The organism is Iodidimonas sp. SYSU 1G8 (assembly GCF_039655775.1).
GTDB lineage: Bacteria > Pseudomonadota > Alphaproteobacteria > SMXS01 > SMXS01 > RI-34.
In genome coordinates this window covers 856,618-882,636 of record NZ_JBBYXJ010000002.1, presented here as the reverse complement: position 1 = coordinate 882,636, position 26,019 = coordinate 856,618, and the positions used below count along the sequence as shown (strand labels likewise).

General features: G+C 66.1%; 29 protein-coding genes. 13 read left to right on the top strand and 16 right to left on the bottom strand.

From position 1 onward, the window contains the following. Positions 1-6 precede the first annotated feature (6 nt). The 4 genes from WJU17_RS15215 to WJU17_RS15200 form a co-directional block, all read right to left on the bottom strand. Positions 7-1,584, bottom strand: a complete 1,578-nt coding sequence (locus WJU17_RS15215; RefSeq protein ID WP_346328250.1) for an MFS transporter — start codon at positions 1,582-1,584, stop codon at positions 7-9. A gap of 1 nt (position 1,585) precedes the next feature. Beyond that, entirely contained in the window at positions 1,586-3,439 is a 1,854-nt protein-coding gene (locus WJU17_RS15210; RefSeq protein ID WP_346328965.1) for an amidohydrolase, read from the bottom strand. Between the two features lie 166 nt (positions 3,440-3,605). After that, positions 3,606-4,262, bottom strand: a complete 657-nt coding sequence (locus WJU17_RS15205) for a hydrolase (RefSeq protein WP_346328249.1) — start codon at positions 4,260-4,262, stop codon at positions 3,606-3,608. A 201-nt stretch (positions 4,263-4,463) separates the two neighbouring features. Then, entirely contained in the window at positions 4,464-5,234 is a 771-nt protein-coding gene (locus tag WJU17_RS15200) for a tyrosine-protein phosphatase (protein ID WP_346328248.1), read from the bottom strand. 139 nt (positions 5,235-5,373) lie between these two features. Here WJU17_RS15200 and WJU17_RS15195 point away from each other — a divergent pair, with 139 nt between their 5' ends. Beyond that, positions 5,374-6,612 carry a nucleoside transporter C-terminal domain-containing protein gene (locus tag WJU17_RS15195; protein WP_346328247.1) on the top strand — a complete coding sequence of 413 codons (1,239 nt, stop codon included), beginning with the start codon at positions 5,374-5,376 and terminating at the stop codon, positions 6,610-6,612. 76 nt (positions 6,613-6,688) lie between these two features. Here WJU17_RS15195 and WJU17_RS15190 read toward each other — a convergent pair whose 3' ends face one another. Beyond that, a complete protein-coding gene (locus tag WJU17_RS15190; RefSeq protein WP_346328246.1) occupies positions 6,689-8,047 on the bottom strand; it encodes an aromatic ring-hydroxylating dioxygenase subunit alpha in 1,359 nt (452 codons plus the stop codon). 187 nt (positions 8,048-8,234) lie between these two features. Here WJU17_RS15190 and WJU17_RS15185 point away from each other — a divergent pair, with 187 nt between their 5' ends. Then, complete coding sequence (locus WJU17_RS15185; protein WP_346328245.1) at positions 8,235-8,660, top strand: PaaI family thioesterase; 426 nt, start codon at positions 8,235-8,237, stop codon at positions 8,658-8,660. Here the strand turns inward: WJU17_RS15185 and WJU17_RS15180 are convergent. Continuing rightward, positions 8,657-9,652, bottom strand: a complete 996-nt coding sequence (locus tag WJU17_RS15180; RefSeq protein WP_346328244.1) for a LysR family transcriptional regulator — start codon at positions 9,650-9,652, stop codon at positions 8,657-8,659. The two genes, WJU17_RS15185 and WJU17_RS15180, sit on opposite strands and share 4 nt — an antisense overlap. A gap of 653 nt (positions 9,653-10,305) precedes the next feature. Here WJU17_RS15180 and WJU17_RS15175 point away from each other — a divergent pair. From WJU17_RS15175 to WJU17_RS15165, 3 genes are read left to right on the top strand one after another with little or no spacing between them, the layout of a single operon-like run. Further along, the gene (locus tag WJU17_RS15175; protein WP_346328243.1) at positions 10,306-11,322 is read left to right on the top strand and encodes an LLM class flavin-dependent oxidoreductase; all 1,017 of its coding nucleotides are present in this window, start codon (positions 10,306-10,308) and stop codon (positions 11,320-11,322) included. Further along, a complete protein-coding gene (locus WJU17_RS15170) occupies positions 11,319-11,690 on the top strand; it encodes a DUF423 domain-containing protein (protein WP_346328242.1) in 372 nt (123 codons plus the stop codon). Before WJU17_RS15175 ends, WJU17_RS15170 begins: the two co-directional genes overlap by 4 nt. Then, positions 11,690-11,890, top strand: coding sequence for a hypothetical protein (locus WJU17_RS15165; RefSeq protein ID WP_346328241.1), 201 nt, complete (start codon positions 11,690-11,692; stop codon positions 11,888-11,890). The genes WJU17_RS15170 and WJU17_RS15165 overlap by 1 nt, the downstream gene beginning before the upstream one ends. Before the next feature lie 109 nt (positions 11,891-11,999). Here the strand turns inward: WJU17_RS15165 and WJU17_RS15160 are convergent, their stop codons facing one another. The 4 genes from WJU17_RS15160 to WJU17_RS15145 all read right to left on the bottom strand — a co-directional run bounded on the left by WJU17_RS15160 (position 12,000) and on the right by WJU17_RS15145 (position 14,880). Continuing rightward, positions 12,000-12,473 (bottom strand): glycine zipper domain-containing protein, encoded by a 474-nt coding sequence (locus tag WJU17_RS15160; protein ID WP_346328240.1) that lies wholly within the window; start codon positions 12,471-12,473, stop codon positions 12,000-12,002. 112 nt (positions 12,474-12,585) lie between these two features. Next, on the bottom strand, positions 12,586-13,938 hold the full coding sequence (locus WJU17_RS15155; RefSeq protein ID WP_346328239.1) for an ATP-binding protein: 1,353 nt from the start codon (positions 13,936-13,938) through the stop codon (positions 12,586-12,588). Continuing rightward, positions 13,922-14,593, bottom strand: coding sequence for a response regulator transcription factor (locus tag WJU17_RS15150; protein WP_346328238.1), 672 nt, complete (start codon positions 14,591-14,593; stop codon positions 13,922-13,924). Before WJU17_RS15150 ends, WJU17_RS15155 begins: the two co-directional genes overlap by 17 nt. Continuing rightward, entirely contained in the window at positions 14,593-14,880 is a 288-nt protein-coding gene (locus tag WJU17_RS15145) for a hypothetical protein (protein WP_346328237.1), read from the bottom strand. The genes WJU17_RS15150 and WJU17_RS15145 overlap by 1 nt, the downstream gene beginning before the upstream one ends. Before the next feature lie 225 nt (positions 14,881-15,105). Between WJU17_RS15145 and WJU17_RS15140 the strand changes: the two genes are divergently transcribed. Genes WJU17_RS15140 through WJU17_RS15120 form a run of 5 tightly spaced genes read left to right on the top strand, consistent with a single transcriptional unit; the run spans position 15,106 to position 18,058 of the window. After that, complete coding sequence (locus tag WJU17_RS15140; RefSeq protein WP_346328236.1) at positions 15,106-15,270, top strand: DUF1289 domain-containing protein; 165 nt, start codon at positions 15,106-15,108, stop codon at positions 15,268-15,270. Between the two features lie 48 nt (positions 15,271-15,318). Further along, positions 15,319-15,579, top strand: coding sequence for a hypothetical protein (locus WJU17_RS15135; protein ID WP_346328235.1), 261 nt, complete (start codon positions 15,319-15,321; stop codon positions 15,577-15,579). A gap of 15 nt (positions 15,580-15,594) precedes the next feature. Next, positions 15,595-16,386, top strand: a complete 792-nt coding sequence (locus WJU17_RS15130; RefSeq protein WP_346328234.1) for a hypothetical protein — start codon at positions 15,595-15,597, stop codon at positions 16,384-16,386. Next, complete coding sequence (locus tag WJU17_RS15125; RefSeq protein ID WP_346328233.1) at positions 16,383-17,297, top strand: M48 family metalloprotease; 915 nt, start codon at positions 16,383-16,385, stop codon at positions 17,295-17,297. Before WJU17_RS15130 ends, WJU17_RS15125 begins: the two co-directional genes overlap by 4 nt. Further along, positions 17,294-18,058 carry a hypothetical protein gene (locus tag WJU17_RS15120; protein WP_346328232.1) on the top strand — a complete coding sequence of 255 codons (765 nt, stop codon included), beginning with the start codon at positions 17,294-17,296 and terminating at the stop codon, positions 18,056-18,058. The genes WJU17_RS15125 and WJU17_RS15120 overlap by 4 nt, the downstream gene beginning before the upstream one ends. Here WJU17_RS15120 and WJU17_RS15115 read toward each other — a convergent pair. The 5 genes from WJU17_RS15115 to WJU17_RS15095 all read right to left on the bottom strand — a co-directional run bounded on the left by WJU17_RS15115 (position 18,055) and on the right by WJU17_RS15095 (position 23,216). Further along, positions 18,055-20,043 (bottom strand): aminopeptidase P family protein, encoded by a 1,989-nt coding sequence (locus tag WJU17_RS15115; protein WP_346328231.1) that lies wholly within the window; start codon positions 20,041-20,043, stop codon positions 18,055-18,057. The genes WJU17_RS15120 and WJU17_RS15115 overlap by 4 nt on opposite strands. A gap of 70 nt (positions 20,044-20,113) precedes the next feature. Further along, the gene (locus WJU17_RS15110; protein WP_346328230.1) at positions 20,114-21,397 is read right to left on the bottom strand and encodes an adenosylmethionine--8-amino-7-oxononanoate transaminase; all 1,284 of its coding nucleotides are present in this window, start codon (positions 21,395-21,397) and stop codon (positions 20,114-20,116) included. 8 nt (positions 21,398-21,405) lie between these two features. Further along, positions 21,406-22,392 (bottom strand): biotin synthase BioB, encoded by a 987-nt coding sequence (gene bioB, locus WJU17_RS15105; RefSeq protein ID WP_346328229.1) that lies wholly within the window; start codon positions 22,390-22,392, stop codon positions 21,406-21,408. A 124-nt stretch (positions 22,393-22,516) separates the two neighbouring features. After that, positions 22,517-22,732: a helix-turn-helix transcriptional regulator gene (locus tag WJU17_RS15100; protein WP_346328228.1), complete on the bottom strand. Its 216-nt coding sequence runs from the start codon at positions 22,730-22,732 to the stop codon at positions 22,517-22,519. Positions 22,733-22,742: 10 nt separating this feature from the next. Then, on the bottom strand, positions 22,743-23,216 hold the full coding sequence (locus WJU17_RS15095; protein ID WP_346328227.1) for a DUF2975 domain-containing protein: 474 nt from the start codon (positions 23,214-23,216) through the stop codon (positions 22,743-22,745). Positions 23,217-23,413: 197 nt separating this feature from the next. On the opposite strand from WJU17_RS15095, the gene WJU17_RS15090 reads away from it, so the two are divergent. From WJU17_RS15090 to bioD, 3 genes are read left to right on the top strand one after another with little or no spacing between them, the layout of a single operon-like run. After that, positions 23,414-23,572 (top strand): hypothetical protein, encoded by a 159-nt coding sequence (locus WJU17_RS15090; protein WP_346328226.1) that lies wholly within the window; start codon positions 23,414-23,416, stop codon positions 23,570-23,572. A 33-nt stretch (positions 23,573-23,605) separates the two neighbouring features. Then, entirely contained in the window at positions 23,606-24,760 is a 1,155-nt protein-coding gene (bioF, locus tag WJU17_RS15085; protein ID WP_346328225.1) for an 8-amino-7-oxononanoate synthase, read from the top strand. Continuing rightward, entirely contained in the window at positions 24,757-25,419 is a 663-nt protein-coding gene (gene bioD, locus WJU17_RS15080; RefSeq protein WP_346328224.1) for a dethiobiotin synthase, read from the top strand. Before bioF ends, bioD begins: the two co-directional genes overlap by 4 nt. 1 nt (position 25,420) lies before the next feature. Here the strand turns inward: bioD and WJU17_RS15075 are convergent, their stop codons facing one another. Further along, positions 25,421-25,987 (bottom strand): DUF2889 domain-containing protein, encoded by a 567-nt coding sequence (locus WJU17_RS15075; RefSeq protein ID WP_346328223.1) that lies wholly within the window; start codon positions 25,985-25,987, stop codon positions 25,421-25,423. Positions 25,988-26,019: the final 32 nt, after the last annotated feature.

The window sequence follows — 26,019 nt, the reverse complement described above, 5'->3', positions numbered from 1 at the left end:
CTTTTTTCATGTCTCCGGCGCGATCAGGTGCCGCACCACCGGCTTGTCCGGTCCGAGATGATATTTCTGCACCTCGTCCTGCAAAGCGTGATCCGTATGGGTCACCCGCTCATGCTGGCGCAAATGCTCGAGCCAGCTTTCGAGAACGAAGGTCTCGATCATCAGGCCCGGTCGAGCGGCGTCCTCGTAAAGGCTCCAGCTCATGGCGCCGTCGCGGCGGCGGATGCGGCGCATCTCGCCCATGGCGCGCGTGAACTCTGGGACCCGCAGCGGATCGATCCGGTATTCGACGGTGACCATCACAGGCCCCCTGTCCGGCCGCACGTCGCCGCTGACCTCGGGGGCCGGCCAGTGCATGGAGGGTGACAGGTCAAGCCGCGCATCGCCGCCCAGCCGGTAGCGGAAGGCGACGGCGAGCGCCAGCACCTGACCGGCGGCGGCGACCGTCAGCGCCGTGCGCACGTCCGTCTGCGCCGCCAGCGCGCCCCAGAGCGTGCTGCCAGCCGTCATCGCGCCCTGGAACACCACCATGTAGACGGCGAGCGCGCGAGCCTTGACCCAGGCCGGCGCCGACATCTGCGCCGCCACGTTGAGCGAGGACAGCATGGCGATCCACGCCATGCCCGCCACGGCCATCACCGCGCAAGCCATCCAGTAGTCCGTCGCCCGCGACAGAGCGATCGCGACGAGCGCGAAGGCGGCGCTGGCCGCGATGGTCAGGACATTGGCGGACACATACCGGCGCAGGCGCGGCAGCAGCATGGCGCCGGTCACGGCGCCGCCACCCATGAAAGCCAGCAGGCCGCCATATTCCGCCGGGCCGAGCCCCATGTCGCGCCGGGCAATCACGGGCAGCAGCGCCCAGATGGCGCTGGCGAACAGGAAGAACGCGATGCTGCGCACCAGCACGACACGCAGCTCGGGCGATTGGCGCACATAGCGCGCGCCGGCCCGCAGCGCACCCAGGAAATGTTCCGGCGGCAGGTGGGACGCCGCTGGCGTGCGGCGCCAGCGGTACAGCACCAGCATGACGCCGAGCACCGAGACCGCATTCAGCACGAAGACCGCCGCGGGTCCCGCCGCCGCGATGATCAGCCCGCCCAAAGCCGGCCCGATGGCCCGGGAGATATTCACGCCCAGACTGTTCAGCGCCACCGCCTGGGGAAGAGTCTCGCGCGGCACCAGCTCGGGCACGATGGCCTGGAACGCGGGGGCATTGAGCGCCGCCGCCGTGGCCAGCGAGAAGGTGAGCGCCAGCAGAACAAGCGGGTCGGTCAGCCCGAGGAGTGTCAGCACCGCCAGCGCCGCCGCCGACAGCAGGCTCCAGGCCTGTGCCGCCAGCAGCAGACGGCGTCGGTCGACGATATCGGCCAGCGCCCCGCCCGGCAGCGCGAACAGGAACATGGGCAGGGTCGTCGCCGCCTGGACCAGCGCCACCATCAGCGGGTCCGACGACAGCGACGTCATCAGCCAGCCGGCGCCCACATCGTGCATCCACGTCCCCACATTGGAGACGATGGTGGCGATCCACAGCGCCCGGAACAGCGGCAGGCGAAGGGGTCCGGTCTCGCCTGCGGTGGTCATCTCAGACCGCCCAGCAGGCGCAACCGAGCGCGCCCCAGAAGCTGCGCTCGTCCGCCGCCGGCGCGCGGACGCCCAGCGCCGCGGCGTGATCGTGGCCATGCACGGCACAGCCCGTGCCACAGCCGCAGGCCGCCGCCAGATGGGCGGTGTTCTCCGGGCGGCGGTAATAGCCGCCGAAGGTGGCGACAGGCGACCAGTCGGGCGCGGGCGGCGGCAGTGGCGGCGCCAGCGACGCGAAGTCCCCTTCGCCGTGCACCGCCTGGCCGCCGAGCAGCGTCAGGACCGAGGAAAGATGGGCGATCTCCGGTTCGGCGACGCTGAAAAAATCATCGGACAGCACGGCGAGATCGGCGAGCTGGCCAGCCTCGATCCGGCCCTTCTTGCCCGGCTCGCTGGAGAACCAGGTATTCGCTTCGGTCCACAGCCGTAGCGCCGTCTCGCGGTCCACCCGGTTGGCGGCCGGGTAAAGCGTCAGCCCGCCCACGGTCCGGCCCGTCACCAGCCAGGACAGCGACACCCAGGGATTGTAGCTGGCGACCCGCGTCGCGTCGGTGCCCGCGCCGACCGGCACGCCCGAGGCCAGCATGCGCTGGATCGGCGGCGTCGCCTCGGCGGCCTTGGCGCCATAGCGCTCGACGAAATATTCGCCCTGATACGCCATCCGGTGCTGCACGGCGATGCCCCCGCCCAGCGCGGCGATCCGGTCGATATTGCGCTGGTCGATGGTCTCGGCGTGGTCGAAGAACCAATGCAGGCCATCGAACGGGATGTCCCGGTTCACCTTCTCGAACACATCCAGCGCCCGGCTGATGGTCTCGTTGTAGGTGGCGTGGAGCCGCCACGGCCAGCGCTTCTCGGCCAGCAGGCGAATCACCGGCTCCAGGTCGCCTTCCATGTTCGGCGGCATGTCCGGCCGCTCCACGCGGAAATCCTCGAAATCCGCGGCACTATAGACCAGCATCTCGCCCGCCCCGTTGTGACGGTAGGTGTCGTCGCCATCGCCCGGCGCCACCTGTCCCGCCCAGGACGCGAAGTCGCGCAACTCTTCCTTCGGCTTCTGGGTGAACAGATTGTAGGCGATGCGGACGGTGAGCTGGCCGTCGCCATGCAGCTTTTCAATGATCGCGTAATCTTCCGGATAGTTCTGGAAGCCGCCGCCCGCGTCGATCACGCCGGTCACGCCCAGCCGGTTCAACTCGCGCATGAAATGTCGGGTGGAATTGAGCTGGTATTCCGGCGGCAGCTTGGGGCCTTTCGCCAGGGTGGAATAGAGGATGGTGGCGTTCGGCTGGGCCAGCAACAGGCCGCTCGGCTCGCCCGAGGCATCGCGCACGATCTCGCCGCCCGGCGGATTGGGCGTGTCCCGGGTGTAGCCAACGACCCGCAGCGCCGCGCGGTTGAGCAGCGCCCTGTCGTAAAGGTGCAGGATGAAGACCGGCGTATCTGGCGCGGCGGCGTTGATCTCGTCCAGCGTCGGCAGCCGCTTTTCCGCGAACTGGTGCGCCGTGAAGCCGCCGACGACCCGCACCCATTGCGGCGGCGGCGTCACCAGCACCTGGCGTTTGAGCATGGCCATGGCATCGGCCAGCGACGGCACACCGTCCCAGCGCAGTTCCATGTTGTAGTTCAGACCGCCGCGGATGATGTGCATGTGGCTGTCGATCAGGCCGGGAATAGCGCGCCGGCCGCCCAGATCGATGATCCGCGCATCGGGCGCGGCGGCGGCGCGCACCGACTTTTCATCGCCCACCGCCAGGAACCGGCCCGCCCGGACGGCGACGGCATCGGCGCGGGGATTGGCGCGGTCGAGCGTGGTGAACTTGCCATTGACCAGGATCAGGTCGCGATCGGGCATGAGGGCGTTTCCTGTTTGGCTGAAGCTGGGGCCGAGGGCGGCGGCGAGGCCGAGGGCGGATGCGCCCGCCAAAGTCTGCCGCCGGGTAAGACGTATCGACATGAGCGTTCTCCCGGAAAATCAGGCCACGGATCGCGGCGCGGCGCAATCCGTGGCCCAAGGCGACTCAGGCGTGTTCCTGGGCCCCGAACATGGATTTGGCATAGATGATGCCAAGGCCGTATGCCCCGCCATGCTGCTTGGCGATCCCCGTGGTCATGTCGTAGGTCTCGCCCCGGCCCCAGTCGCGCTGCAGCTCGAGCAGATATTGCAGGGACGTCATCGGACGCACGCCCGCCTGCACCATCCGGTCCATGGCGCGCTCGTGCGCCTCGGCGGAGACATCGCCGCACGCGTCGGCGATCACATAGACCTCGAAGCCCTGGTCCAGCGCGCTGAGCGCGGGACCGACGATGCATACGGAGGTCCACAGGCCGGCGAGCACGATGCGGCCCTTGCCGATCTCGTTGATCCGGTTGACGACGGCCGCGTCTTCCCAGGCGTTCATGCTGGTTCGATCCAGCGCGCCGAGGCCCGGAAAGGCGGCGGCGATCTCATCGAACATGGGGCCGGAGAACGATTTCTCGGCCACGGTGGTCAGGATGGTCGAGACGCCGAAACCGGCCGCCGCCTTGGCGACGAGCGCCGCGTTGTTGCGCAGCGAGACGGCGTCGATGGAATGGGTGGCGAACGCCATCTGCGACTGATGGTCGATCATGATCAGCGTGTGGTCCTGCGGATCGAGCAGGGTGGCGCCGGGCGTGATGGTTGCGGTGACGGACATGGGCGGAACTCCCTCGTTGGATGTGAACAGCGCGTCCCGGACCAGTGTGCTACCGCCGCGACACCATGACAGTGACGTTTTGGTGATAAGTTAAAAATAGAAAAGGTTGAAACCGACTGTTTCCATTACAACAACAAGTCACACATGAAAAAGCCGCCCGGTTGCCCGGACGGCTTCGCACCGCCAGCGGGCGGCAGCTGCCTATTCGAGCAGCAGGCCGCGCAGCTCTTCGCGCGTCTTAGCCGAAACGCCCAGCCCATCCGTCAGATAGCCGTCGAAGCTACCATAGGCGTCATCCACCGCGGCATAGGACGCGAGCAGATAGTCGGGATTGGCGGCCATCATGGTGTGGAACAGCTCGGGCGACTTCAGGTGCGGGAAGCGCTCGGCGACGTTGCGCTTCAGGTATTGATTGGTCAGCGCGTAATCCTCGAGGATGGTCTCGCGCGAGACGCCGAGCGTCTCCAGGATCAGGGCGGCGGCGAAGCCGGTACGGTCCTTGCCGGCGGCGCAGTGGAACAGCAGCGGCAACTGGTCGGCACGGGCCACCCGGCGCATGAACTCGGCATATTGCGGCGCGAACTTGATGGCGAACTCACGGTAGATGTCCTGCATCACGGCGCGCATCTGCGATTCCGTGGCGTCGCCGCTCGCCAGATACTCATAGAGCTTGGAATCCTTGCGCTCCGGCCCGATGGCGAGCTGCAGGATTTCGGGTGCGTTGACTTTGGGAAGCCGGGTCGGCGCCTCGGTGCACTCCTCGTCCCGGCGCAGGTCGCAGATCAGCCTGATGTTGAGGCCGCCCACATGCTCCAGATCCTCGTCTGTCAGCGCCGCCAGCGAATTGGACCGGTACAGATGCCGCCATTTCACCGTCCGCCCGTCGGCGGCTTCATAGCCGCCCAGATCGCGGAAATTGGTGGCGCCGGTCAGGGGCGCCAGGCGTTGCGGCAGGTCTTGTGTCGTGCTCATCACTCGTTTTCCCTACATTCTTGCGTGCAGGTTTTATACCCCATGGACGTGACAAAGTAAGTCGCGGGGAAAGAAAACCTTGCCTGCCCCGCGTCTCCCATCCCCAATGAGGATGGGCCGACATCAAGGGGGAACGGGCGTGCAGGCAGTGTTGGGTATCGTGGTGCTGACCGCGCTCGCATGGGCGATGAGCGAGGATCGCCGCGCCTTTCGCGCCAAGATGGTTCTCGGCGCGCTGGCGCTGCAGGTGATGCTGGCGCTGCTGTTCCTGCGTCTCCCGGGCTCCCGCGACGCCTTCTCTGGCGTGAACCGCGTGGTGAATGCCATGCAGGATGCGACCACGGCGGGGACCAGCTTCGTGTTCGGCTATCTGGGCGGCGGCGTATCGCCGTTCGCGGCGACGGGCAGCGGTTCGACCTTCATTCTCGCGTTCAATGCCCTACCCCTCGTCCTCGTGGTCAGCGCGCTCAGCGCCCTCCTCTACTACTGGCGGGTGCTTCCGGTCATCGTCGGCGGCTTTGCCTGGGCGCTCAACCGTACCCTGGGCGTCAGCGGTCCCGTCGGCCTCAGCACCGCCGCCAATGTCTTCGTCGGCATGATCGAGGCGCCCATGCTGATCCGTCCCTATCTGTCGCGCATGGACCGGGGCGACCTGTTCCTGGTGATGGTCGGCGGCATGGCCGGGATCGCCGGGACCATGCTCGTGCTTTACGCGGCCATGCTCGGACCGATGGTGCCCAACGCGGCGGGCCATCTGGTGACCGCCTCGGTCGTCAGCGCCCCGGCGGCCATCATGATCGCCGCGCTGATGGTGCCGCCGTCCGCGAGGCCGCAGGACCAGACGCTGGCCGTGCCGCGGTCCGAGGCGGAAAGCAACATGGATGCCATCACGCGCGGCACGACCAATGGCATCACCCTGCTGCTGCACATCATCGCCATGCTGATCGTGCTGGTGGCGCTGGTCACGCTGATCAACGGCATCATCGGCCTGCTGCCCGATGTGGGCGGCGCGCCCCTCACCCTGCAGCGGATCGCGGGCTGGGGCATGGCGCCGCTGGCCTGGCTGATGGGCGTTCCCTGGAGCGAAGCCCAGACGGCCGGCGGGCTGCTCGGAACCAAGGTCATCCTCAACGAGCTTCTCGCCTATGCGGAAATGACCGCGCTGCCGGAAGGCGCGCTGTCGCCGCAGTCGCGTCTGATCATGACCTATGCTTTGTGCGGCTTCGCCAATTTCGGCAGCCTCGGCATCATGATCGGCGGCATGAGCGCCATGGCGCCGGACCGGCGGGGCGACATCCTGAGCCTGGGCCTGAAATCCATCGTCGCGGGAACGATGGCCACCTGCATGACGGCGGCCATCGCCGGGCTGATCGCCTGATCCCGCAGTCCCCGAAACGGGAAAGGGCGGCACGATCGCTCGTGCCGCCCTCTTTGATCCTCGGCCCCGGAAGGCTTTAGTTGCCCTTCAGGGGACGCTTGCCCTCGATATATTCGTCGATCACTTCGTGATAGCGGCGGATGCGGCGCTCCTGACCGGACAGGTAGACCCCGTTGAAACCGCGGCTGCGGAAGCCGAGCTGCTGGCCGGCGGTCACGCCCATGTCCTGATCGATGGCGAAGCCCAGGCTCTTCTCGCCATAATCGAACACGTCGAGATCGACCTCGGCGTCACGATCAATCGGACCAGCAGCGGTGAAGACCGGCGCGGTCTCGCCTTCCGGCTGGCTGGCATACCACCAGTTGTCGAACACGCACTTGGTCGGGTCGGTCGGGTGCGGAATGGCGCGCAGGAAGTGGAAGCCATCCGCCCAGGCCGTCACGGCGAAGTTCGGGAAGATCGTGTAGTGATAGGCGTCGGTCAGCTGGTCGTCGCGCAGATTGTCGTAATGCGTGTAACCGCGCTTCTTGCCTTCCTCGCGCTTGGCCTTCTGGATCGCTTCGCGGGTCTCGTATTCACGGCCCTCGAAATCGGCAGGATCGAGGCCCCACATCTTCAGGGTCGAGATCAGCGGCTCGCGCAGCAGCGGCACGTTCTTGCCCTGCAGCGAACGCGACGGCACGCCCGCCTTCATGATCATGCGGTTGTGGCCTTCATCCGACAGGTCGAACTGGGTCCACTTGTAGTTTTCCTCGATGGTCGTATCCGATTCCGGATGCACCGCCGGCAGATGGTACGACTCGTTGAAATTGTCGAGCACGACCTTCCAGTTGATCGGCGCACGCACACGCATCGCCTGATAACGCTTCCAGGTGTCGAAACCGTAGGAATTCCAGTCGTCCCAGATCGGGCCGAGATATTCCTTCAGGGTTTCGGCTTCGGGATTCATGTTGATCCAGATGAAGCCGGCGAACTCTTCGCACTTCACTTCTTCCAGGGTCAGCTTGCCGCAGGGGTCGCCCTCGGGGAAATCCTCGGGATCCAGCGCGAAGGTCAGGGTGCCGTCGATTTCCCAGCGCCAGCCATGATACGGGCAGGTGAAGGCGTCGACCGTGCCCAGATCGTTGAAGATCAGGCGGGCGCCGCGATGCTGGCAGACATTGTAGAAAGCGCGGATCGAATTGTCTTCCTGGCGCACCATGAGGAAGGATTCAGGACCAACCTCTTCCATCTGGTAATCGCCGACCTCGGGAATGTCGGACGCGCGGCCAAGCAGCAGCCACACCTTCGTCCACATGTTCTCCCATTCCTGCTTCCAGAATTCTTCGGAATGGTAGCGATAGCCTGGAATCTTGTGGCCCTTCAGCTCGGGCTCGGCCCATTTGGGCGACGGCTGGCTGCGCCAGTCGTTCACATCTCTCAATTTGGTTGCCATGATATCTTCCCCTTGACGACGTACGGTGTTCCGTAAGATGCGTCGAACGTACCAGAAAACCAGCAATCCCGCGAACTATCGATTCTAATAGTCCAGCCTATCATTTCTGATAGGTCCGTTTCCGACGGCGCGTTGACGCGGGGGATGCACCCTCTCTAGAAGCGGATACCTAACGGGAGGAAACACCATGAGCGACACCCCGCCTGACGAAGGCTATCCGGCCAGCCGCCGCCGCGCCGGCATCAACGACACGCTGGGCGCCGAATTTCTCGAAGGCAACGCGCAGGAAGGCTGGATGCGCATCCGCTATACCGGCACCCAGGCCTTCGAGAACGGCAGCGGACTGATCCAGGGCGGCATTCTCGCCGCCATGCTCGACAACGTCATGTCGCGCGCGCTGGTCCAGCGGTTGGAGGACGACCAGATCGTGCAGACGCTGGAGATGAAGACGACCTTCATCGGCCCCGCCCCCATCGGGCCGGTGATCGGCGAGGGCCAGATCGTGCGCCAGGGGCGGTCCATCATCTTTCTGGAGGGCCGCATCTTCAACGAAGCCGGCGACCTGCTGGTCACGGCGTCGTCCACATCCAAGCTCGGCAGGCGCAAGGCCTAGATCGGCAGATCGTCCACCAGATTGCTGGCGCTGGTCGCCGCGGCGTAGCCATTGTCGATGGCCAGCCGGTCGCCGGAGGAGAACTGCGGCGGACGGCGTCCTTCGATCAGGTCCTTGTGCGGCATGATCGCATTGGCCATGAAGTTGATGAAGGCGCGGACCTTGGCGGTGCGGCGCAGATCGGCATGGGTCAGCAGCCAGACATCGAAGACCGGCGACTGGTGATAGGGCGGCAGACGGCGCAGATCGGGATTGGTGTCGCCCATGTGACAGGGCAGCATGCCGATGCCGACACCCGACTTGATGGCCTGATAGGCCGCGTCGACGCTATTGAGCCTGACGCGCGTGCGCGCGTTCGGATAGGTGTCGCGGAACCAGCTTGCCTCGACGAAGTCCCGCGGCCCTTCCTCGAACGCGACCACGTCCGGCGCGGCGGCCGCCGGCGCGGCGCCCGGCTCACCCGGCGCGATGAACGTGCTGCGTCCGTAGAGCATGGCGGTCAGGCGGCCGATGCGGCGGCCGACCAGCGTGTCAGGCGGATTGTCGGTGGCGCGAATCGCGACATCGACCTCGCGCGCATGCAGGTTGGCCAGATCGGTGGACACGGTCAGCTGGATGTCGATCCCGGGATATTCCGCCAGGAAGCGCCCCACCTGCTCCATGAAGAACGGGTTGACGAAAACCCCTGCCGTGGTCACGCGCAACTGGCCGCTCAGTTCGGTATCCCGGCCGTAAAGCCGCCGATCCAGCCCCAGCGCCTCTTCTTCCATGCGCTGCGCCGACGGCACCATTTCCTGCCCGGCCACGGTCAGCGTGTAGCCGGTCGCGACCCGGTCGAACAGGCGGACTCCGAGATTGTCCTCGAAGGCGGCGATACGCCGTGAAACCGTCGAATGATTCACCCCCAGATCGCGCGCCGCGGAGGTGATGGAGCCCCGACGGGCGACGGCGAGAAAGTAGCGGATGTCATCCCAGTCGATCATAGACCGCATTAATGCACGGCTACCCTGCAAGTGTCGATCATAGAAGCACTCTCGCATTCGCAATATATCGCACACCGAAAGCATGCCGCATCGCAACGTAAAGCCGCAGAAACACGGCGTTTTTGCATTTCCACGATGCCGGGAAAATTGCGCTCTACGCGTTATTTTTGCACAGCAAATTGGGATTTATACCCAGCCTGAGCCGCATTGGGCCTCAACGCGTTGACGCATATCGAGATCGATAATGCACGACTATTATGCATTTTCGGATGATTTCAACACCAACGCACCTGCAATATATTCCTCTCAACGGCACCGAGGGCATCCCGCCCGCCGATGAGGAAACAGAACGATGTACCCGACCGAAAATGGCTTGAGAGCCGAGACCGTCCTGACTGTCGCGACCTATGTGGTGTTCGCCGTCGTCATGTTCGCCACGTTCACCAGCCCCTTCCTTGCCTGATAAACCGCTTCCCTCTCCCCAAGGGACGTTGCGAGAACCGCCCGGCTTCCATGGAGCCGGGCGGTTTTTGTTTTGGCCGTGCGCAGGCGCCCACGGTCGGCGCGCTCCTCTCGCATCTCGCCGCCGCCTGCGCCTTCCCCTTGCGTTCGGTGTGGAAGCTACCTAGTGCTAGGACAGCTTCAACCAGACCTTGGGGATCATGTCGCAGCTCAAGCTCAGCGTGGTCGATCAGTCGCCGATCCGTGAAGGCGGCACCGCCGCCGACGCCATCCGCGAGACCATCGACCTGGCGAAGGCAGCCGAACGATGGGGCTACACCCGCTTCTGGCTGGCCGAACACCACAGCACGAACGGCTTTGCCGGGTCGTCACCCGAGATTCTGATCACCCGCATCGCCGCCGAGACCTCGACCATGAGAGTCGGCTCGGGCGGCGTCATGCTCAGCCATTACAGCCCGCTCAAGGTGGCGGAAAACTTTCGCGTCATCGAGACCATGACGCCCGGCCGGATCGATCTGGGCATCGGCCGCGCCCCCGGCGGAGACCAGATGACATCGGCGGCGCTGGCCTATGGCTCGCAGGTGGGCGTGGAATATTTCGGCACCCGCGTCGCCGACACGCTGGCGTTCCTGACCGACACGCCGCCCGCGACCCAGGCGCTGTCCTCGGTCCGGGCCACGCCGCGCCCCAAGACGGTGCCGCAGGTCTGGATGCTCGGGTCGAGCGATCAGAGCGCGGCGCTCGCCGCCCAGTTCGGCCTGGCCTTTTCGTTCGCCCATTTCATCACCCCCGATGGCGGCCGCGAGATCGTCGATCAGTACCGGCGGTATTTTCGTCCGTCACGGTTCTACGGGGTCCCCAAGGTCAGCGTCGGCGTGTTCGTGCTCTGCGCGGATACCGAAGAGGAAGCACTGCGCATCGCCTCGAGCCGCGACCTGTGGCGCCTGCGCTTCGAGAAGGGCGAACTCGCGGCCTATCCCTCGCCGGAGGACGCGCTGGCCTATCCCTACACCGACCTGGACCGGGCCATGATCGGCCGCCGCAAGAGCCATTCGATCATTGGCGCGCCGGAACAGGTCAAGCAGCAGCTCGAGGCGTTCGCGGACAGCTACGACGTGAATGAACTCGTGATCCTGAGCATCTGCTACGACTTCGAGGCGCGGCTGCGGTCCTACGAATTGCTGTCCGAGATTTTCAACCTGCCGAGGCCGTCATGAGATTATGGACACCGACCGGCGCCGTCCTCGCGCTCACCGCCGTGGCGCTCGGCGCCGCGGGCTCGCATGCCGTGCCCATGGACGATCACGCGCGCCAGTTGTTCGAGACGGCGAGCCAGTATCATTTCTTCCACGCCATCGCTCTCGTGCTCACCGGGCTCAGCATCGGCCATGCCCGTACGATCGTCGCCCAGGGCGCGGGGATGGCGTTCCTGCTCGGGAGCATGCTGTTTTGCGGCTCGCTTTACGCCAGCGCCTTTGGCGGCCCCCATGGATTCGGCTTTCTGGCGCCGGTTGGCGGGACGCTGCTGATGCTGGGCTGGGCGTTGCTCGGGATCGCCGTGTTTCTCGGCCGGGGACACCGCTGATGTCGCGGCTGCGGGGAACGTTCGAATCCCTAGTGAGCGCCGGGGATGCCGCGACCGCGGTGGAGATCGCCGCCGAGGCCCTGCCGAAAGGGGCGCTGCTGGTCTCCGGCGCCGCCGAAAACGTGTCGGCGGAATACGGCGCCGACAGCTGGCTGGTCACCATCAAGTTCAAACGCCCAGCGCCGGAAGCCGATTACTGATCGCGAAAAAGATGGAGCGCAGCCGAGGGGGGATTCGGCTGCGCTCCACTCTTTCCGCCGGACCTGAAGTCTGACGAGGACACGAATGTCCGGCGGGATAATGACGGGGCTAACTGCCCATGATCTGCCAGCTGCCGTCCGGCTGCCGGCACGCGGTGCCATAGCCTTCCTCGCGGCGGCCGCCGATCCAGATTTCCTGCTGGTACTCGCGGCACTGCAGGCCACGGTCGTTCCGGTAGGACGGGCGCGGCGTGATCGCGCCGCGGGTGCCGCGGTCCGGGTCGTACCAGCCCGACGTCTCGTAGGAGCGGCCATATTCCAGCGCCTGATAAGAGGCGCGCTCATGCCGCATCCTGTCCCGTTCATCGAGACGCGCACCGACGCGATTGCCGATGGCGCCGCCCACGAGCGCGCCCAAGATCATGGTCGGACCCTTCGCGCTGCCATGGGCCGTCGAGCCGAGCGCCGCGCCCAGACCGGCGCCGACGATGGTGCCGACCGCCTCGTTATCCGATCCGTAACCGTCGCTTTCGCACGCCGCCAGAAGGCCCGCACACATCACAACAGCGATGATTTTCTTCACTTTGAACCTCTCGATAGACCGCTCGGTCGCTTGAGCCGCGTCGTTCGCAACTATGGCGCCGATAAGCTGAACAGTCCCTGAACGGAAACGCCGAGATGATTGTTCCGGTCGGTCAGGACGCGTCGGCAGCGGCCGGCAGGACGAGAGTTGCCTTCAACCCGCCGAGGTCCGAGCGGCCCAGGGTGACGGCACCGCCGTACAGGCCCGAAATGTCGCGGACGATGCTGAGGCCGAGGCCGCTGCCCGGTATCGCCTCGTCGAGACGCTGTCCCCGGCTGAACACGGTTTCGATCTGCTCGTCGCTGATACCCGGACCGTCGTCCTCGACCAGAAAGACCAGCTCGAAATCCTGCTTGTCGATCGACACGCGCACCTGATGCGCCGCCCACTTGCAGGCATTGTCCATGAGATTGCCCAGCATCTCGTCGAAATCCTGCCGTTCGCCCCGGAAGTTGAGGCGCTCGCCGCCGGTGACGGAGATGGCGAGCCCGCGCCCCGCATGGATCTTCTCCAGCGTCGATTTCAGGCTGTGCACCGCCGGCTGCACCGGCGTGCGGGTGCCGATCACCTGGCCCGCCGCCGCCGTGCGGGCGCGGACCAGATAATGATCGACCAGCCGGCGCATGACCTCGAGCTGGCGGCGGATGGAAATGGCCAGCGGCGTCGCCTCCGACGCGCTGTCGTTCATCAGCACCGAGAGCGGCGTCTTCAGCGCGTGAGCCAGATTGCCCACATGCGTGCGCGCGCGCGCCAGCACTTCCGAATTATGCTCGACCAGCTTGTTGAGTTCGCCGACGACGGGCGAGATTTCCGCCGGATAGCGGCCCTCCAGCCGGTCGACCTCGCCCGAGCGCACGCGGCCCAGTTCGTGCTGCAGCGTGCGCAGCGGCCGCAGGCCGTAGCGGACCTGCACGATCACCGCGCCGATCAGGCCCAGCCCCATCAGCCCCAGCGCGATGACGATCGCCCGCACGAAGCGCGTGACTTCCAGCTTGTTCTCGGTGGTCACGGCCGCGACGGCAAAGCGCACGCTGGACTCGGCATCGGGGAAGATGATGTCGCGCTCGACCACCCGGACTTCCTGATCGTCCGGTCCCATGGTGTAGTAATGATGCGGCTGCGGCACCGGAATCGCCAGGTTCTGGCGCAGTTCCCGGTCCCAGAGCGATCGCGAAATCAGCACCTGGCCCTGGCGCGGCGTGATCTGCCAGTACCAGCCGGAATAGGGCTGCTCGAAGCGCGGCTCGGCCATCGGGCCGCTGAGATAGACACCCTGATTGCGGTCAAATTCCGCCGAGACGATCAGACTTTCCAGGAGCACGTCGAGGCGCGCGTCGAAGCTGCGCTCGACGGTCTGGCGAAACAGGAAGACCAGCACCACGCCGACGACGATGAGGGCGAAGACTGTCCAGAGACCGGCGCCGACGATGAGGCGAAGGGTAAGGGAACTAGGCCGCCTCACCATCCGGCTCCATGCGGTAGCCCAAACCCCGCACGGTCTTGATCACGTCCACGCCCAGCTTCTTGCGCAGCCGGCCGACGAAGACCTCGATCGTGTTGGAATCACGGTCGAAGTCCTGATCGTAGATATGTTCCGTCAGCTCGGTGCGGGAGACGATCTTGTTCATGTGGTGGATCAGATAGGACAGCAGCTTGTATTCATGGCCGGTCAGCTTGATGGACTCGCCATTCACGAGGACCGTCGCGCTGTTGGTGTCGACCTCGACCGGGCCGCATCGCATGACCGGCGAGGCGTGGCCGGCAGCCCGGCGGATCAGCGCCCGGATGCGCGCCAGCAGCTCCTCCATCTGGAACGGCTTGGTCAGATAGTCGTCGGCGCCGGCATCGAAACCCGCCACCTTCTCGCTCCACTGCCCGCGCGCGGTCAGGATCAGCACTGGCATGGTGCGGCCCTTGGCCCGCCACGACTTGAGGACCGATACGCCGTCGATGACCGGCAGCCCGAGATCGAGAACGACGATGTCATAAGGCTCCACATCGCCCAGATATGTCGCTTCCTCGCCATCCGTCGCTTCATCGACGGCATAGCCTTCATCCCGCAGCGTCGCGGAAAGCTGGCGGATCAGATCCGGATCGTCCTCGACCACGAGCGCGCGCATTATCGTTGCCCCTTTACGCCGATGACTTTCGATGTCCGGGCGTCCACATCGATGCTCATCATGGTGCCATCGGGCGACAGCACGCGAAACTTGTAGACGTATCCGCGACTGTCGGACGACCTGAATTGCGTGCCGATGATCTGGCCGTTGAAATCGCGCTGCACATTGCGGCGAATGTCCGCCAGCGACATGATCTCGCCGCGCTGATAGGCGTCGCGCGCACTGTCCTGCTCACTGAAGGCATGGGCTTGCGCCGCGCCCGAGAGCATTACGACCGCCACTGTCATGATCATCCACCGCATGGGCCGGATTGTACCGAGACGGACCTAAACCGCAAATGAACAATCCCGGCGAACTTATGGCGTCTGGCCGAAATAGTGCATTTTTCCCGTGAGATGGGTCTGGGCGGCGCCGCGCCGCGCGCCGCTGCCAGCCGGCGAATCGGGATTCCCGCTTGCACCCGCTGCCGGCTATGTTAAGCCAGTACGCCTGTGAAGGGCAGGATCGTGAGCATGGAATCCCCTTGTATCGGCGTGTGCCGGATCGGCGACCGTCATTGTATCGGCTGCTTTCGCACCATTCGCGAAATCGGCGGCTGGTCGAGCTATTCCGACGACGAGAAGCGGGCGGTGCTGGCGCAACTTCCGGGACGCCGCGTCGCCGCCAACGCGACCTGATGCTGGCGTCTGGCCAGCGCGCCGCCATGGCGGCATAATGAGGCGCCAATGAAAATCGTGATCGCGTTCTTCTACCTGCTGCATGGTGATCTGGTCAGCTACACCGTGAGCGACTACACCGCGTTCCAGCGTGAGGCGAAAATTCCGGCCACGCTGGCCTGCGAGAGGCTGATCGAGGACGAGGGCTTTGGCGCGGATGTCCGGAAGGGCTTCGCGGAGGGGGAATCCATGCGCGCGGACTGCTACAGGACCGACGATCCCATGGTGCTGGGCACCCCGTACCACTCCGTTCTCATCACGCGGCCTTAGCGCCGGAACCGAGGCATGAAACGTCGGTCGCAGGGTCTGTACGTTCTGCTGGCGGCGGCCCTTCTCCTGCTTCCCGCGACGGCGGCGTCCTCGCGGGGCTTGCTGGGCCTGTTCGCCGGGGAAAGCGAGTCCCTCCGACAGCTCCCGCCACCGCCGGCCGCCGAGACCGTGACCTCGGACGGCCCCGTGGCCTGGATCAGCGGCCTGCGCGGCGTTGTCGACCCCTCGGCCATCCTCTACAGCTACGTCAGTGCCGGGCAGACGATCGATCTGGGCGGCCAGGGGGAAATCACCCTGACCTACCTGACGCCCTGCCGCGAGGAGACCATCGCCGGCGGCGTTCTGCGCGTCATGCCGTCGGGCCCGCAGGCCGGGCGTGGATCGAGCGTCCGCAGCCGCGCCCTGTCATGCCGGCCGCTCCCCCAGTTGCTGCCGGACGCGCCGGTCAGCAGCGTCGCGGATGAAGGCCCGTTCGACCGGACGCTCTGGGCGGAAACCGCCGTCAACGCGGCCGAGCCCGTGTTCCGCTGGCCCGCCGGCCTCGGGGATGCCGCCCGGTTGAGCCTGACGGAGCTGGACGATGCCGAGCCCCGCGAAGTCTGGGCCGCGAAGATCTACAGCGGCGCGGCGCGCTATCCCGAGGATGCGCCGCCCTTGCAGCAGGGGCGGCCTTATCTGATCCGCGCCGTGCCCGATAACGGCGCCATCTATGAAGCCGTCTTCTCGTTCGACCCCGACCTGACCTATTCCAACGCGCCGATCAACGGCCTGGTGCTGCTCCACGCCGCCGGAGACGGATCGCCATGACCCTCGCCTGTCCGACGCGGCGCGGCGTGATGACGGGCGCGGCCTGCGTCGGCCTGCTGCTGGCGAGCGGCGGCCTTCGCGCCGAGACCGCGAGCGCAAGAGCCCGTGTCCACGACTGGCTGCTCCGGCGGCCCGATATGTCCTTTCATGACCAGGCAGCCTTCGGCGAACAGCTTGAGCGTTCCCTCTTCGCCCGGGCCGGCGGCGCCTATCCAAACAATTTCGTCCAGACCGCCATCACCGAGTTCGTGCAGCCCTTCTTCGCCGCCTCGGCGCGGCCATCGCTGCCCTGGAAGGCGACGGTCATCGACAACGACATGCCCGGCGCGTGGATTCTCCCCGGCGGACGGCTCGCGCTCTACAAGGGCCTGATACGCTATATCGACACCGCCGATGAACTGGCCGCCGTCGTGGCGCACTGCATGGGACACGCCGAAAACGGTCACCTCGACCAGATGATGCGGGAGCCGGCCTTCGCCGAGCGGCTCGGCCCGCGCGAGGTCGCGGCGATCCTCTCGCGCCTCGACGGCGAGTCCGGCGCCAGCCCGCTCGACCCCGTCATCGCCCGCGCCCTGGAGTCGGCGGTGTTCGACACGGTGCGCGCTGGCTACGGCCCGCAACGGGAGGCCGACGCCGACGCCGCGATCGCCCGTCTGTTCGCCGTGACGGGGCACGATGTCGCGCGCGGCGCGTCGATCTTCGTCTCGGTCGCGTCCCTCGCGCCGGCGCAGGCGCGGCGGACCACCTGCCTGTTTCTCGGACATGACCAGACCGACGCGCGGGTGTCCGCCTTGCGCGCCAGCGCGTCCGGCACTGGTGAATGGCCCGCCAATCCCGGCTTCGATTCACTGAAACTGGCGTTCCCGACCCGGCGCCACTATCGGCCGACGCCGGAGGGCGGCACGCCATGAGATCGCGGAACCGGCTGAGCGGCCCGCAGGTCGCCGCACATGTGCTGCTGGCGCCCCTGCTCGCTCTGGCGATCCACGCGGCCTGGCGCACGGGATATCCCAACCTGCTGTCCCTGATGGGCGTCTATCTGGTCGGCGCCGCCGCTCTTTACGAACTGATGGCCCGGCTCGCGGGTCGGCGCGCCACGCGGCTCTTCGCGCGGACAGGCAAGAGCTATGCGGTGCTGCTGGGCCTGGCGGCGGTCTACATCGCCTCGGACGCTTACGCCATCGAGCGGGCGTGGACCGCCTACCCCGCCGCGGCGCGCTGGTTCGGTTTCCTGTTCGGCGCCATCGTGGTGCTGGGCTGCGTCCTGCTCGTTCGCCGTTCGCAGCGCACGCAGGAAGACGAGATGTTCGTTGCCATGCCCAGATTCGCCGCCACCGGCGCGGCGCTGTTCGTGATCCTGATCAGCCTGCAGCTCATCGCCATGGCCGCGTTGCTGCCATGGCCCGCGCTCGCGGTCGTCTACCGCATCGTCTTCTGCGTCGCCGCGTTCTGGATCGGCAAGCTGGGCGTGCTGCTGCGCGTCGGCGGCATCGCTTTCTGGGGTCTGGCGTTCTTCTGGCTGGGCCTGATGACGGTCTATCTCGACCTGCTCTGGCCCTTCCGCGCGACCTGGCCGTTCCTGGCCGGCGCGATCGTCCTCGGCGGCATGCTCGCGGCGGTCCTGATCCGGAAAGGACGGCGCGCGCTGCGGCGCGCCAGCGCCCTGGACTAAGCGTGCAGCGGCGCCGTCGCCTCGGCGAGCCAGGCGCGCGTGGCGTCGTCCAGCTGCGGCCCCACCTCGCGGTACACCCGCGCGTGATAATCATTGAGCCACTGCAGCTCCCGCGGGCTCATCGCCGCCGGATCGATCAGCGCCCGGTCGATGGGCGCCAGTGTCAGCGTCTCGAATTCATAGAAGGGCGAGTCATCCTCGCCCGGCTCGGCCGGCACCACGGCGACCAGGTTCTCCATCCGGATGCCATAGGCGCCTTCCAGATAGTAGCCCGGCTCGTTGGAGACGATCATCCCGGCCTCGAGCGCCACGCTGGACGGCCGCGGCGAGATGCTGTGCGGCCCTTCATGCACGCCCAGATACGACCCGACTCCGTGCCCGGTGCCATGCTTGAAATCCAGGCCCGCCTGCCAGAGCGGCATGCGCGCCAGCACGTCGAGCTGGTGTCCCGTGGTCCCCTTGGGAAAGCGGGCCATGGCCAGGGCGATATGCCCGCGCAGCACACGGGTGAAACGGTCGCGGTGTTCCGCGCTGGGCGTGCCGATGGCGATGGTCCGCGTCACGTCGGTAGTGCCGTCGAGATACTGCCCGCCGGAATCCACCAGATAGAGCTCTCCCCTACCGAGTACACGGTTCGTCTCTTCGCTGGACCGGTAATGAACGATGGCGCCATTCGGTCCGGCGCCCGAGATGGTATCGAAGCTCAGGTCGCGGAACAGGTCGCCTTCCTGCCGGAACGCCTGCAACTGGTCCACGGCGGATAGCTCGTCGACCGTGCCGTTCGGGGCGTTCTCGGCCAGCCAGCGGAAGAATTTGGCCAGCGCCGCGCCATCGCGCTTGTGCGCGGCCCGCGTGCCGTTGAGCTCCGCCGGGTTCTTGAGCGCCTTGGCCTTCTGGATCGGGTTGGTCTTGCGCACGATACCCGCGCCGCCTTCGGTCAGACGGGCGACGAACCACGCCGGCGCGGATGTGGGATCGATCATCACCGTCTTGCCGGCACCGCCCAGCGCGGCCAGAGCGCCGGCCAGCGCCTCTTCCGGCTCGACCCGGACCTGATTGCCGAGATGCCCGCGCAGCGCGCCATCCACCTTGCGCTCGTCGACGAACAGATCGACCGACGCATCCTCATGCAGCAGCGCGTAGGCCAGCGCCAGCGGCGTGCGCGACACGTCCGCGCCCCGGATATTCAGCAGCCAGGCGATGGAATCCGTCGTCGAGAGCGCCAGCGCGCTGGCGCCCGCGTTCCTGACCGAAGTGGCCATGCGGGCCCGTTTTTCGGCGGCCGGCTCGCCGGCATAGCGCAGATCATGGGGCACGATGCGCGCCAGCGGGCGCGGCGGCCGGTTCTCCCACACAGCGTCCACCGGGTTGCTGTCCAGCGGCTGCAGAAGCCCGCCCGCCTTCTCGCAGGCGTCCTTGAGAGCCTCGACACCGGCTTCCGTGTGCAGCCAGGGATCGTAGCCCAGCGTCCGGCCGGCGCCCAAATTCTCGACCAGCCAGGCCGTGACCTCCAGATAGGAGCACGGCTCGAACACCGCCAGATCGACCTGGTCGCGGACCTGCAGCGTGTAGCGGCCATCCACGAAGATCGCCGCCTTGTCGCGCAGCACGATGATGGTCCCGGCCGAACCCAGGAAGCCGCTCAGCCAGGCCAGGCGCTGCGCATGGCGCGGCACGAATTCGTTCTGGTACTCGTCCGCCATGGGCACGACGAAGCCGTCGATGCCGCGGCGGGCCAGCTCCGCCCGCAGCGCCGCGACCCGTGCGGCGCCGTGCCGTGTGCCGATCTGCCGGTCGAACAGGTCCGCCGCGCGGATGACGAAATCGTTCACGCCGGCCGCGTCGCCGCCTTCTCCCGTCACCAGCGCGACATCCACGCCGGTCACGAGACTGACGGGCGCCGCCGCCACCGCCTTGGCGCGATCGATCAGGTCGGCGGGCAGATGCCCCTCGAGACTGGGCTGAGTGTCGGCGTGAATGTCCATCGGGGCGCCTTCCGGTACTGCGCAATTTATATTGGTTCGAGGGCGCAACGGAAAAGGGTTTTCCGGCGCCCTAGTAGCCCCGCCCCGAGAGTACCGCGACAATGGCCGAGGTCAACCGGCGAAGATCATCCTCGCCGATGATGAAGGGCGGCGTCAGGTAGACGATGTCGGCGAAGGGACGCAGCCACACCCCTGCCTCCATGAAACGGGCCTTCAGGATTTCCTTGTCGCTCAGATCATCGAGCTGGATCGCCGCGATGGCGCCCATCACCCTTACATCGATCACGCCGGGCAGCGCCCGGCATGGCTCCAACTCCCGCCGCATCTGCGCTTCGATCCGCGCCACGCTCTCAGCCCACGGCTCCTCCTCGAACAGGTCGAGCGCCGCGTTGGCCGCCGCGCACGCCAGCGGATTGGCCATGAAGGTCGGCCCATGCATCAGCGCGGCCTGCGGATCGTCGCTCAGGAACGCCTCGAACACATGCTCGCGGGCGATCGCCGCCGACAGCGGCGTCGTGCCGCCGGTCAGCGCCTTGCCGACGCACATGATGTCGGGCAGCACATCGGCCGCGCCGGCGGCGAACAGCGCGCCCGTCCGGCCGAACCCGGTGAAGATCTCGTCGAAGATCAGCAGCACGCCCGACGCGTCGCAGGCGGCGCGAATGCCTTGCAGCAAGTCCGCGCCATGGAACTTCATGCCGCCCGCGCCCTGCACCAGCGGCTCGATCATCACCGCCGCGACATGCCCGCGATTTTCCCGGAGAAAGTCCTGGAATTCGGCCATGGCCGCCGCCGTCTCGGGCAAGGGCATGGCGTAGTTGCGGGGCATGGCGTCCTTGAACAGGGTGTGCATGCCGTCATTGGGATCGCAGACCGACATGGCCGCGAAGGTGTCGCCGTGATAGCCGCCCAGGAAGCTGACGAACTTGGTCCGCCCCGGCTCGCCTTTGTTGATGAAGTACTGCAGCGCCATCTTCATGGCGACCTCGACGGCCACCGAGCCGCCTTCGGCGAAAAACACCCGGTTCAGGTCGCCCGGCGTCAGCGCCGCCAGCCGTGTCGCCAGCCGGAAGGCCGGTTCGTGCGCCAGGCCACCGAACATGACATGCGGCATCTCGGCCACCTGCTTCTGCATGGCGGCGACGATGTGCGGATGATTGTAACCATGGCACGCCGTCCACCACGACGCGGTGCCGTCGATCAGCTCGCGTCCATCGGCCAGCGTGATGCGCACGCCATCGGTCTTCGTCACCGGAATCGGCGGCGGCGTGGTCTGCATCTGGGTATAGGGCATCCAGATGTTCTGGTACCCGTCACGCTGCCATTCGGGCGCCGTGTTGGGCAATCGGGGCAAGGTTGCGGTCATTCCGCCGCGTGGCGCGCCGCAAGGTCTTCCGTGCCCAGCGGCGAGATGCCGAGACGCTGGAACAGCCGGGCGTCGCGGTTGCTCTCGGGATTGGGCGTGGTCAGCAGCTTCTCGCCATAGAACATGGAATTGGCGCCGGCCAGGAAGCAGAGCGCCTGCAGCGCGTCGTCCATGGTCTCCCGGCCCGCCGACAGGCGCACGAAGCTCTCCGGCATCATGATGCGCGCGACGGCGATGGTGCGCACGAACTCGAAATGATCGAGCTTTTCGGTCCCGAACAGCGGCGTGCCTTCCACCTGCACCAGCATGTTGATCGGCACGCTTTCCGGATGCTTGGGCATGTTCGCCAGGGTCAGCAGCATGCTGGCGCGGTCCTCGCGCGACTCGCCCATGCCGACGATGCCGCCGCTGCAGACATTGAGCCCGGCGTCGCGGACATGGCCCAGCGTCTCCAGCCGGTCATCATACTCGCGGGTGGTGATGATCTCGCCGTAGAACTCTTCCGAGGTGTCGATGTTGTGATTGTAATAGTCGAGCCCGGCATCCTTGAGACGCTTGGCCTGTTCCGCCTTCAGCATGCCCAGAGTGACGCAGGTTTCCAGGCCCATGGCGCGCACGCCGCGCACCATCTCGATCACCTTGTCCAGATCCTTGTCTTTGGGCGAGCGCCACGCCGCGCCCATGCAATAGCGCGAGGCGCCCGCGTCGCGCGCCTGGCGCGCGTCGGACAGGACCTCTTCTAGCGGCAACAGCTTGCCGGCATCGACGCCGGTGTTGTAGCGCGCGGCCTGCGGGCAATAGGAGCAGTCCTCGGCGCAGCCACCGGTCTTGATCGACAGCAGGGTGCTGAGCTGGACCTTGTTGGGGTCGAAGTTCTGCCGGTGAACCGTCTGGGCGCGGAAAATCAGGTCGCTGAACGGCAGGTCGAAAAGCGCCTTGATCTGGTCCAGGGTCCAGTCGTGACGGATGGCGGTGTCGGTCATCGGCATATCTCCGGATTTCGCGGCTACCCTCCACGCAGCCGCCATCTCTGTCAAGCCGCGCCGCCACATGTCAGTCTCTCAGTTTGGCCGTCCAGTGACAAATGCCGCATGGGCAATGGCCCGCCTAGTCGTCCTCTTCGGGTTCATAGCGCAGGAGATCGCCGGGTTGGCAATTGAGGAACTGGCATATCCGGTCGATCGTGTCGAAGCGCACGCCCTTCACTTTCTCCTGCTTGAGCAGCGACAGATTCGCCTCGGTGATGCCGACGAATTCGGCGAGGTCCTTCGACTTCACGTTGCGCTCGGCCAACATGACGGCGAGCCTGACCCTGATCGTCATCTCGCCTGCCTCAAACGAACTGTGCATTCTCGTCGGCGATCTCGATCGCCTCGGCCATTACCCAGGCGATGACAGCGACCGTGCCGGCGAATATCAGCGCCACAAGAGTGTCCGAGCCGACGTTGAACGAGAGCACCCTGCCGCCCGGACCGCCGCTGAGAACCATGGAAAGGGCGGCGCCGGCCAGCGGCTTCAGGATCGTCGAGACAGCCACCGCGATCGCTAGCGTCCTCAGCCCGCTCACAGCCTCGGGCGAAAAGATGCGGCCGGAGGCAAAGGCCCGGAAACAGCGGCGGGCGCCGAAGAGCCCGTGAATCAACACCCCGAGTGGTATCAAGCAGACGGCGAACCCCATCAGCCGCACACCCAGGCCCAGGCCGCCGGCCCTCTCGAACCGCACACCCATTTGCGCCAGCAATGTACCGGCGGGCGTGGCGAACCAGTAAGCAAGCATGCCGGCGGCGAGCAACATCGCCGTCACCATGCACAAAGCCGACATGCACTTGGCAAGAACCCGGATACGGCTGATCCGACCCTCTCGATGCGGATCGCCCTCTGATCCGGCGGATGTGTTTCGCATGACTCACCTCTGTCGTGATGACGAGACATTACCATAAAATTATTGTTGTACAATAATTATTTTCTGCGCTACAGGGTCAAAATCTGCCGCGGAGATACTTCATGACAAAGATAACAACCATCGTGCCAAAGGCCGCCGCCATGATCGTCGTGCTTGCCGTGCTGGGCGGCTGCACCAACTGGAACTGGGGCGCCACAGGCAAGAACTGGATAGAATCGGTCTGCCGCCAGCAGAAAAAGCCCTGCACCGGCAGCGACTAGGCCCCGCCGACCGGCTGTGATACATCAGCCGCCATGACATCGCTCGACGACTTTGCCCGCACCAAACTGGACCGGCTGGAGACCGAAGGCCTCCGCCGCCGCATGATCCTGACCGACCGCTTCAGCGAGACCGGCGCGAGGCGCGGCGGACGGGACCTGGTTTCGTTCTGCTGCAACGACTATCTCAGCCTGTCGCATCACCCGGAGGTGATCGAGGCGGCGCGCGAGGCCACGTCCCGCTATGGCACCGGATCGGGCGGATCGCGCCTCATCTCGGGCAACACGCCGCTCTATGACACGCTGGAAGCAACGCTGGCACGCTGGAAGCAGACCGAGGACTGCATGGTCTTCGGCAGCGGCTACCTCACCAATCTGGGTGTCATTCCCTGCCTTGCCGGCAAGGGTGACCTCATTATGCAGGACGAACTCAATCACTCCTGCCTGTTCGCCGGTGGCCGCATCAGCGGCGCGGCGGTGCACACCTTCCGCCACAACGACGTGGACCACGCGCGCCAGATCCTGCGCCAGCACCGCGCCGCGCACGGCACCTGCGTCATCGCCGTCGACGGCGTCTTCAGCATGGATGGCGACATCGCCCCCATCGACGAACTGGCGGCGCTCGCCCGTGAATACGAAGCCTGGCTCATGACCGACGACGCCCATGGCCTCGGCGTGGTCGGTGGCGGCCGCGGCAGCAGCTTTCTCGGCGCCGCGAAGTCCGATGTTCCCCTGCAGATGGGCACCTTGTCCAAGGCCATTGGCGCGTATGGCGGCTATCTGTGCGCCAGCCAGCCGGTCATCGACCTGATTCGCAACCGGGGCCGCAGCTTCGTCTATTCGACCGGACTGCCCCCCGGCACGCTGGCCGCCGCGATCAAGGCGCTGGAGATCATCGAGCGCGATCCAGCCATGTGCGCCCGGCCCATCGAGAACGCCGCCCGCTTCTGCGCGGCCTTGGGTCTCGCCGTCCCTGTCAGCCCGATCGTCCCAGTCATCCTGGGCGAGGCGCGCCGGGTGATGGAGGCATCGACCGCGCTCCAGGAACGCGGTTTTCTGGTGACGGGCATCCGGCCGCCCACGGTTCCGGAGGGCACGGCCCGGTTGCGGGTGACATTCTCGGCGGCGCACACGGCAGCGGACATCGACGGCTTGGTCGCCGCCATGCGGGAGTTGGGACTGGCGGGATGAACCGGACCTTCATCACGGCGACGGGTACCGGGATCGGCAAGACCCTGCTGACCGAAGTGCTGATTCGTCAGCTTCGCCGCCAGAAGAAGTCGGTACGGGCCCTCAAACCCCTGATCAGCGGCATCAGCGACGCGACATTGGCCGACAGCGACACCGCCCGCATCCTTGACGCCTTGGGCGACCCCGTGACACCGGAGAACATCGCCCGGGTGTCGCCGTGGCGATTCGAGGCGCCGCTGTCGCCGGACATGGCCGCGATCCGGGAGGGACGGTCGGTGGATTTCCTGAAACTGATCGACTTCTGCGAACTGCCGCGCGCGGCCGATCACGTCCTGATCGAAGGTGTGGGCGGCGCTTTCGTCCCCTTGAACGAGGGCCATGTGGTCGCCGACTGGATCGCCGAACTGGGCATACCCACGCTTCTGGTGTGCGGTTCCTATCTGGGAACCCTCAGCCACACCATCGCGACCGTGGCCGCGCTCGCCACCCGCCGCGTCACGGTCAGCGGCATCGTCATCTCGGAATCCGAGGACAGCCCCGTGCCTCTGCAGGAAACCCAGGCCAGCATGGCGCGCTTCACCGGACCGATCCCGATTGTCTGCCTGCCACGCGTCGCCAGCTGGACCGACGCGCCCGACCTGACGCCGCTGATCGCCTGATTTAGTCGGGCCGGTACCAGTCGGGCGCCAGTTCCTTGGTGACCGGGCTGTCATAGGCCCAGGAATAACAGCCGCCGATGGCAAAGGGCTTGCGCTTCGGCTTGCCGGGATCCTTCGGCTTGTCGGCGTCGCGGATGCGCGTGTAGCTGGGAATGGACTGGAACGCCACGGTCGCCATGGGGCCGAACAGTTCCACCACATGGGTGCAGCCATGCTTGCCGCCGACCCGCTCGCGCACCGCCTTCATCCAGCCCGAGCCGACCTTGAGGCCGACCAGATCCTGGAAATTGGGCTCGACCTGATTGCAGATGGAGAACGGAAAGATGTCCATCTTCACCTCGATCTCCACCACCGTGAAGCGGTCATCCAGCGTCATGCGCACGAACATGTCGTGCACCCGGTCGCCCGGTTCCACGTTGCCGCGCGTCGGACTGGCATAGGCATAGTTCTTGACGTCCGTCACCTCGCCCTCGATGTCCCACAGGCCATCCTCGCGATAGAATGCGTCCATGCGGATGGTGCGGGTGTGAAGGTGCTTGCGCCCGGGTTTCGGCTCTGACAGCGGCATCGGCTCTTCTCCTGCTTTGCGCTGCAATATGC